Origin of the sequence: Actinokineospora sp., assembly GCF_050699995.1 — a bacterium.
Taxonomy (GTDB): domain Bacteria; phylum Actinomycetota; class Actinomycetes; order Mycobacteriales; family Pseudonocardiaceae; genus Actinokineospora.
In genome coordinates this window covers 1-8,388 of the sequence record NZ_JBOHGC010000534.1, presented here as the reverse complement: position 1 = coordinate 8,388, position 8,388 = coordinate 1, and the positions used below count along the sequence as shown (strand labels likewise).

5 protein-coding genes are annotated in these 8,388 nt (G+C 69.1%); 2 read left to right on the top strand and 3 right to left on the bottom strand.

What is annotated here, in order from left to right; translation table 11 throughout:
* Positions 1–207: 207 nt before the first annotated feature.
* Positions 208–1,320 (top strand): DUF418 domain-containing protein, encoded by a 1,113-nt coding sequence (locus tag ACRDSQ_RS26325; RefSeq protein ID WP_431424654.1) that lies wholly within the window; start codon positions 208–210, stop codon positions 1,318–1,320.
* Here ACRDSQ_RS26325 and ACRDSQ_RS26320 read toward each other — a convergent pair.
* The gene (locus tag ACRDSQ_RS26320; RefSeq protein WP_431424652.1) at positions 1,214–1,771 is read right to left on the bottom strand and encodes a DUF2306 domain-containing protein; all 558 of its coding nucleotides are present in this window, start codon (positions 1,769–1,771) and stop codon (positions 1,214–1,216) included. The two genes, ACRDSQ_RS26325 and ACRDSQ_RS26320, sit on opposite strands and share 107 nt — an antisense overlap.
* Before the next feature lie 516 nt (positions 1,772–2,287).
* On the opposite strand from ACRDSQ_RS26320, the gene ACRDSQ_RS26315 reads away from it, so the two are divergent.
* The gene (locus tag ACRDSQ_RS26315; RefSeq protein ID WP_431424650.1) at positions 2,288–4,207 is read left to right on the top strand and encodes a PA domain-containing protein; all 1,920 of its coding nucleotides are present in this window, start codon (positions 2,288–2,290) and stop codon (positions 4,205–4,207) included.
* A 50-nt stretch (positions 4,208–4,257) separates the two neighbouring features.
* On the opposite strand, the gene ACRDSQ_RS26310 is transcribed toward ACRDSQ_RS26315, so the two are convergent.
* Both ACRDSQ_RS26310 and ACRDSQ_RS26305 read right to left on the bottom strand, forming a co-directional pair.
* Positions 4,258–4,665 (bottom strand): hypothetical protein, encoded by a 408-nt coding sequence (locus tag ACRDSQ_RS26310; RefSeq protein WP_431424648.1) that lies wholly within the window; start codon positions 4,663–4,665, stop codon positions 4,258–4,260.
* Between the two features lie 21 nt (positions 4,666–4,686).
* Positions 4,687–7,914 carry a S8 family peptidase gene (locus ACRDSQ_RS26305; RefSeq protein ID WP_431424646.1) on the bottom strand — a complete coding sequence of 1,076 codons (3,228 nt, stop codon included), beginning with the start codon at positions 7,912–7,914 and terminating at the stop codon, positions 4,687–4,689.
* Between the last annotated feature and the right edge of the window lie 474 nt (positions 7,915–8,388).

Sequence of the window (8,388 nt, the reverse complement as noted above, 5' to 3'; positions counted from 1 at the left end):
ACTGAAGCCCTTGGTTGTGATCTTCCTCTGTCGCAAGAAGGAATGATCAACCAAGGGCTTCATCCATGATCAACCGGGGGTCCCACTGGGCTCTGAGACCTTAAAACTCAAGCTAAGGTCCGACCTGGGCATCCGTCGAAAGGCTGACGCCTGGGTCGGCGCCGCCGGCTAGCGTCGACTCCGTTGTGCGACAACGGAGGGGGACTCATGGTCGGGGGACGCGTCGCGGCCTTGGATGTGCTGCGTGGAGTGGCGATCCTGGGCACGCTGGGCACGAATATCTGGATCTTCACGACATCCGGCGGCGCCGCCGGGTTCCTCAGCGGCGGCGAGTCGGGGTTCGCCGAGACGGAGCTGAGGTTCCTGAGCAACGGGAAGTACCTGGCGCTGCTGTCCATCATGTTCGGCATCGGCCTGGCGATGCAGCACGCCTCCGCGCTGCGACGGGGTGAGCGCTGGCCTGGCTGGTACCTGTGGCGCTCGGCGCTGCTGCTGTTCGAAGGGCTCATCCACTATGTGCTGATCTTCGAGTTCGACGTCCTGATGTTCTACGCGCTCGTGTCCGTCCTGGTCGCCTATCTGGTCGGCCGCAGCGACAAGGTGATCCGCGGTTGGATGATCGCCCAGGGCGTGTTGCTCACCGCGATCATCGGACTGCTCACCTGGGCACTGTTCGCGGGCACCGCGGGCACCCCATCCGGTGGACCGCCCACCGACACCTCGAACTGGCTCGCGCAGGTTCAGGCCCGGCTCGACTACGCGGGCCTCTACCGCGTCGAGGCGCTCTTCGCCATCCCGCTCAGCACGGTGCTGTTCCTCGCGGGAGTTCGGCTGCTGCGGGCGGGCGCCCTGGAGGACTCCGAGCGCGGCAGGCGGATCCAGCGCAGGCTGGTGGGTTGGGGGCTCGGGCTCGGCGTCCCGCTCAACGCGATCACCAGTTTCGCCGGGGCCGAATGGTTCCTGGTCGACCGGTACCTGTGCGCGCCGGTCGTCGCCTTCGGTCTGCTCGGCCTGATCACCATGCTGGTCAACCGGATGCGGGCCGAGGCGGGCGTGGTAAGGCGCGGCCTCACCTCGGTCGGGCGGGCCGCGCTCACCTGCTACATCGGGCAGAACGTGATCGCGTCGATCCTCTGCTACGACTGGGGTTTCGGCCTCAACGGGCACGGCCCAGCGGTGACCGCCGCGCTGTGGCTGGGGATCTCGGTCTTGCTCATGGCCGGGGCGTCGTGGTGGCTGCGCCGCCACGAGCGCGGCCCGATGGAGGCGCTGTGGCAGTGGGCGCACCGCGCTCCGCAGCGCCTGCCCGCCCTGCGCTGACCCGCCGCTTGCTCCGGTCCCGGATCAGCCACGCCTCGACCACCACCAGCGGCAGCACCCAGCCCAGCCAGGCCGACAGGCCGGCAACGGTGAAGCCGTACGCGATCTCGCTCCCACCGAACAGCGTGTCGATCTTCGGTTCGAGCAGGACCACGGCCAGCGGGGCCCACACCCGGTTGGTGATGGTCGAGGCGGTCAGCGCGTAGCTGCGGATCATCCACTCGCGGTGCTCGACGAACCGCCGCTGCCTGCCTCGGCGGTAGCCGAGCGTGGTCGTGGCGAGCCACAACGACACCAGCAGCACCGCGCTGACCTGCGAGAGCGGCCCGAACACCGATGTCACGCCGACCACCAGCCCGGCCAGCCCGGCGGGGACCACCCCGGCGAAGACATACACTCTCCCCGCCACCCGGTGCCACCGCCGGTGCGTGCTCCGGAACCAGGGCCACACCTGGAGGAAGCCGCTGGCGATCGCGACCGTGCCGAAGGCGATGTGGGGAGTACTGCTCCGGGAATCCCGCAGGCTGCGGCACGCGTGAGCGGGCGGGATCGAGCTCCAGATACGGCGGAATCGAGAAGGCGAGGAAGGCGACTATCAGCGCCCCCAGGGGCAGCACCCAAGGGCGCCGCCACCACCTCGGGCGTGCCCCCGGCCGGGCCGTTCGGGTATCCGACTCGGCTGCCACCGTCGCCATCTCGTCCCCCATGTCTCGACGCGGATCTTGGTGTCCACGGTGGGAACCAGGCGACGCCGAACCCATGGGGCGCACACCAGAATCGAAGGTAGGGGTAACCCCCGGCTCCCAGATGACCACGGGTGGCAAATTCTGACGCATTCGGTCAGGCCGGGACGAAACGCCACCCGTTCGTGCAGCGACTCCCCCGTATGAGGGAATTGCTTGTCCAGCTCTTTGCACGCGCATAGCGTTCATCGGCTGGATTCCCGCCTGACCTACCCGGAGGCGAAATGCGTGATCCCCGCAGATCACGAGCGCGACGGTTCGGCCTACTCGGCGCCGCCGTTCTCGTCACCAGCGTCCTGACCACGGGCGTGTCGAGCGCCCACCCAGACCACCCGGGCGGCGGCAGCCGCGAGGACTTCCCCGGTGAAGGCGTCGCCGACGGGATGTACAAGCAGCACGACGGCGACGAGGGCCACCTCCCTCCGGTCAACAACAACGTCACCCTCATCGGCAAGGGCGAGGTGACCAACCCGGCGGGCACCGGCAACACCGGCCGCGTCGCCGACGTCACCGCCCACGGCGACTACGCCTACCTCAACGCGTTCCGTGAACCGACGTGCGGGCAGACCGGCGTGCACGTCATGGACATCTCCGACCCCGCCAACCCCACTGAGGTCCTCGACGCGTTCATCCCGACCAGCGCGGGTTCCTACGCGGGTGAGGGCATCCAGGTCCTCCACATCGCCAACGCGTTCTTCACCGGCGACCTGCTCGCCCACCAGAGCGAGACCTGCCCCGGCGTGACCCCGCCGCCGCCGAACCTGGGCGGCATCTCACTGTGGGATGTCACCGATCCCCGTGACCCGCAGCCTGTCACGCTGCACACCGGCGACTTCAGCAACCCGAGCGGCGCGACCGACCCGGCGCCGAACCAGACGCACAGCATGCGGATGTGGACCAACGCGTTCGACGGCCGCACCTACGTCGTGCTCGTCGACGACGAGGAACTCGCCGACGTCGACATCATGGACATCACCGACCCGTTCAACCCGGTGATGGTCAACGACGAGCTCGACCTGGCCCACCTGTTCGGCGTGAACCAGCCGAGCCCGGCGAACCTGACCTCGGTGTTCAGCCACGACATGATGGTCACCAAGATCGGCCAGCGGTACGTGATGAACATGAACTACTGGGACGGCGGCTACGTCCTGCTCGACGTCACCGACCCGCGGCCCGGCCACGTCACGCTCATCGCCGAGAGCGACTACGCCGCGCTCGACGAGGAGCGGCTGGCCCGCGGGCACTCGATCTCGCCCGAGGGCAACTCCCACCAGTCGGAGCTGTCGCCGAACAAGAAGTTCCTGCTCGGCACGGATGAGGACTTCAACCCGTTCCGGGTGACCGCGACGATCGACTCCGGCCCGTACGCCGGTCAGTCCTACATCGCGACCCAGGCGAGCGACACACCTCCGATCGACCAGGACACCACGATCAGCGGGGCGACAACCTACGTCGGTAACGCCTGCGCCGCGCTGCCTTCGGGCACCGGAACCGCCCTGGTCGAACGCGGGACTTGCACGTTCCAGGTCAAGCTGGACAACATCACCGCCGCCGGCTACACAGCGGGGATCGTGTTCCAGAACGTCCGCGCGGACTGTCTGGCGGGCGTGACGATGTTGGCGGACGGGACCATCCCGTACGTGTTCGTCAACCGGCTCAACGGTCTCAAGCTGCTGGGTGTGCCCGGCGTGACCGAGGCCAACGCCTGCACCACGGCGAGCCCGGCCACCGGCCCGGGTGAAGCCACCACGATTCAGGCCGTGTTCGACGGGTGGGGCTACGTGCGGCTCTTCAGCACGAACATCTCACCCAAGGTCGGCGTGGCGGGGTCGATCAACCAGATCGACACCTACAGCGTGCCCGAGGCGCAGGACGTGGCCTACGCGACCGGATTCGGTGACCTCTCGGTGCACGAGGTCGCGATGGACCCCGACAACAGCAACCTCGCCTACATCTCGTACTACGCCGCCGGATTCCGCGTGGTGAACTACGGGAAGAACGGCATCCAGGAAGTCGGCGCCTTCATCGATGAAGGCGGGAACAACTTCTGGGGTGTCGAGGTCTGGAAGGACGAGAACGGCGTGAAGTACATCCTCGGCAGTGACCGGGACTTCGGCCTCTACGTGTTCCAGTTCAACGGCTGACCGACGGCAAGACCGCGGGCGGCGCCGATCCGGCGCCGCCCGCGCTCGCGTCAGTACTCGTCGCCGCCGGAGAAGATTTCTTCGATCTGGTCGGCGGTGCCCGCGAGCAGACTCAGCGGCTCGGTGAACTCGTGCAGGTCCAGCGTGGCCAGCGGCAGCGCGTGCCGCAGCACGACGTGGTCGCCCATGATCGCCGCGCCGCACGCGATGGTCGTGTGGCCGACCTCGGTGAGCAGCGCCTTAAGGTCGACCTTGTGGGCCAGGCCCACCGGGGAGGCGACCTGGACCCACTCGTGCTGCTTGTCGAGGACCTCGCGGGCCAGCACGATCACCTGGGTGCGCTCGTCCTCGTCGTCGTAGTGCTCGAAGTTGAACAGGATGCGGATCTCGCCCTCATCCTCGGACAGCACGTCGTAGGTCTCGTTGACGTACGCCGTCAGATCGCCCCATGTCGCCATGACGATCATCATAGGGACGGTTCAGACCCCGTAGGCGCGGATTGTGGTCTGCTCCACGGTATTTCCGTTGGCGTCCGTGGCTTTCGCGCGCAATGAGACGAATCGGGCGGCCCGCGGGTGCTCGACTGTCGCCACTCCCCCATCGACCGGGACAGCCCGCCAGGTGCGGCCGTCGTCGAAGGACGCCTCGACGGTCAGCGAGGTGAGCGCCACCGGGTCGAGACCCTTGTTCCACTGGACGGTCACCGGCACCTTCGCCGAGTCGGCGGCGGTCCGGTTGCCGTCATCGAGGCCCTGCGGGGCCGCGCGCACGACCATCAGCGGAAGCGGCACCCCGCCCTTGCCCTTGCCGGGCGCGTCGTCCGGCGGGCGCACGGAGGTGAAGGTCCACGCGGTCGACAGCGACGTCGAGTAGCCGGACACGCCGGAGCGGACCGCGGTCGTCTCCAGCCGGTAGGCCGCCTGCTCCGGCCGAACGTCGAACGCCCCCTGGCCCGCCGTGTCGGACTCGCCGACCTTGACGCCGTCCATGTAAAGCACGGTCGACCCACTGTCCATTTCGGACGTTCCGGCCCGGTCGAGACCGGCGTCGGCGTACATCGGGATCGACACGGACATCGTGTCACGGGACCGGGACGCCTGGTCGACCCGCAAACTTGGGCCGAACACCGCGGTGTTCCAGTCGTCCACATAGGACTTTCCGGCTTCGTGGGCGACGGCGCCGCCGGTCACGACCGTCTCGGTGTGCAGGGACTTGCGCACCTTGCGCCACTGCTGGAACTCCGCCGACCACGACAGGTCGTCGACGTTGTGGAACTCGGTGCGCGTGCGCGGCAGTTCGAACGGGATGCCGTAGCCGACGGCGGTGCCGTGGCGTGGTTCCTTCGCCACCCAGATCTTGGTGCCGCCGCGCCGGTCGGCCTGTTCCCGGTACGTGGTGCGCACTTCGGCGAGGTCGGCGTCGACGATGTGCTTGGCGAACCCGTTCGGCAGCCTGCCGTAGTCGAACCACGCGAGGTGGTAGGCCACGGCGGCGCGGCTGGTGTCGCCGAACCGGTCGGGGACGGCCCAGGCGCCACCGATGTCGGCGACGAACTCGGCGTCGGGCAGCGCTTCGCCGACCTGGCCGATGAAGATCCGCTCGAAGGTGTCGCCGAGCACCCCGGTCAACACCGCCCGCTCGCCGCTGACCCGGCCGTAGCCCGCGCCCACGGCCTTGGGCCGGACGCCCGCCCGGTCGAAGGTGACCGCGATCGGTTTCGCCGAGCGCGCGTCGAGCACGACGGTCTTGTCGGCGGCGACGTCGATGGTGGGGTGGACGACCTTGTTGGAGTTGACGGTCACGCCGTCCGGGCGCGGGGTGTTGATGACCGAATCGAGGTGGTAGCTGCCTTTGCGGACCCGGACGGTGCCGACGCCGCCGATGGTGGGAACGCCCCGGTAGCGCGAGGGATCGATGCCGAAGAGGAACGAGAAGTTGTTGTCGGACAGGGCGCCGGTGGTGTCGAGAGTCTTGATGGTCAGGTCGTGGCTCTCGGGTTCCCGGTCGATGGCGACGGGCGTGGTGACCCGGCCGGTCGCGGTTTCGGCGGTGACCCGAGCGCTGAACGCACCTTCGGCCGCGTCGCCTTTGGTGTCGGCGGTGACCTGGACGGTGGCCTGGCCGCGGGCGGGGATCGTCACCTCGGCCGCGGACAGACGGAACATGTCGGGCGCGGGTTCGCCGTTCGGGCCCGCGGTGGTGAGCGTCAGCCGGACGGTGACGGGCTGGTCGCCGGTGTTGGTGTAGGCGATCGGTTTGGTGACCGGGGTGTCGTCGTCGTGCGGCCAGGCCTGCCTGCCCATCGACACGGCGGACGGCTCGGCGTAGAGGATCTGCTGCACGCCGCGCGCGAGGTCGACGCGGCCCGCGCCCTGGTCGTAGTTGCCCGTCTCGATGGGGTGGGCCGAGGCCATCAGCGCGGCCTTGAGCTGCGCGCCGGTCCACCCGGGATTGCGCTGCGCCAGGATGGCCGCGGCCCCGGCGACGTGCGGGGTGGCCATGGAGGTGCCGCTGAGTTCGCGGTACTTCTCCTGCGGTTTGCCGTAGCTGTAGCGCGACCGGGCGGCCATGATGTTCACTCCCGGCGCCACGATCTCCGGCTTGAGCGCCGCGTCATGGATGCGCGGCCCCCGCCCGGAGAAACTCGCGATCGCGTCGTCACCGTCCACCGCCCCGACAGCCAACGCGGCGTCCGCGCTGGCAGGCGAGGACACCGTCTCGGCGCCGTAGGACCCGTCATTGCCCGCGGCGACGACGAACAGCGTCCCGTGCCGGGCGCTGAGCTGGTTCACCCCCACCTCAAGCGGATCATCCCCGCGCGCGTCCGGCCCGCCGAGGCTCAGGTTGACCACCTTGGCACCGGACTCGGCGGCCCACCGCATCCCCGCCAGGATCGCCGACTCCGGGCAGCCCCGAGGTCCACAAACCTTACCCACCAACAGTTTGGCGTCCGGCGCGACCCCGGTGTACTTGCGGTCACCGCGCCCGGTCCCGGCGATGGTGGAGGCGACATGCGTCCCATGCCCGTCCTCGTCGCGCAGGGTGCCGTCGGTGAAGTTCTTGGCCTCGACCACCCGGTCGCGCAGATCGGGGTGGGTGGCGTCGACCCCGGTGTCGAGCACGGCGACCGTGACCCCCTTGCCGGTGAACCCGCCCGCCCAGGCCTGCGGCGCACCGATCTGGGGGACGCTGACGTCGAGGCTGGGCCTGCGCATCCCGTCGAGCCAGAGCTTGCCGGGGTCGCGGGATTGTTTGCGCTGGACCCAGATCTCCCCATCCTTGGCGGCAGTCAGCGCGGTGAGGTCACTGGCGATCAACGGCAGTGAGTCGGTCCGGCCGTCGTCGTACCCGTCGCGGATCAGCAGGGCGACGTCGAAGATCCGCAGGTCGAGCCGCCCGGCGTTGACGTCGCTCCAGGCGTCGGAGGGGATGACGTGGAGCCTGGTCCCGTCCCCGGTGGTCGCGAAATGCACGTGCTCGCGGCCCTCTCCCGGGTCCACGGCGGGCACCAGCCGCGTCCCCACGCGACGAACCGTGACCCGGTCCCCGGTGATCAGGGTGACGGCCCCGAGGTACTCCCCGCCGAGCGTGGGCTCGGCAGCCCCGGCGGGCACCGACACCCCCACCAACGCCGCCGCCACCGCGGCGGCCATGGCGGCGAACTTGGTGACCATGCGCATCGCGACCTCCCGAGCGGACGTGTGCACCCAACCAAGTGCAGCCGCCGGCAACCGTCAACAGACGAATGGAGGAGTTCGTTACCAGATGCCAAAGGTCAAGGAGGCTGCCGATCCCCGAGCAGCCCTCCGAGCCCCATCTCACTGCCCGGCAACGCGTCGACCGTTGCCACCCTGACGATGCAGCCTCGACGCGACGAAGCATCACCTGAGAGCCAGGCGGCCATCACCCAGAACACGTTCGGCCGGTCAGAGCGAACCCCGATGTCTCAGCCACCCGGACAGCGCGCAACCGAGCCGAATCGAGGCGAGGCGAGGCGAGGCGAGGCGAGGCGAGGCGAGGCGAGGCGAGGCGAGGCGAGGCGAGGCGAGGCGAACCACCCTGCACGGAGCGGAAGCAAACCCAGGCCGCCAAGTTGAACCGAGCGGGCCGAACCCAACGGCCTGTTTGGGTGGTTCGCCTGGATTTGGGGCAAGTGGGGCTAAACTCGCGGTGCGGGTGGG

What these genes read in the sequence shown, in the direction of transcription:
- ACRDSQ_RS26325 (WP_431424654.1), top strand. Translation starts at nt 208, where the DNA reads ATGGTCGGGGGACGCGTCGCGGCCTTGGATGTGCTGCGTGGAGTGGCG.
- ACRDSQ_RS26315 (WP_431424650.1), top strand. Translation starts at nt 2,288, where the DNA reads ATGCGTGATCCCCGCAGATCACGAGCGCGACGGTTCGGCCTACTCGGC.
- ACRDSQ_RS26310 (WP_431424648.1), bottom strand. Translation starts at nt 4,665, where the DNA reads ATGGCGACATGGGGCGATCTGACGGCGTACGTCAACGAGACCTACGAC.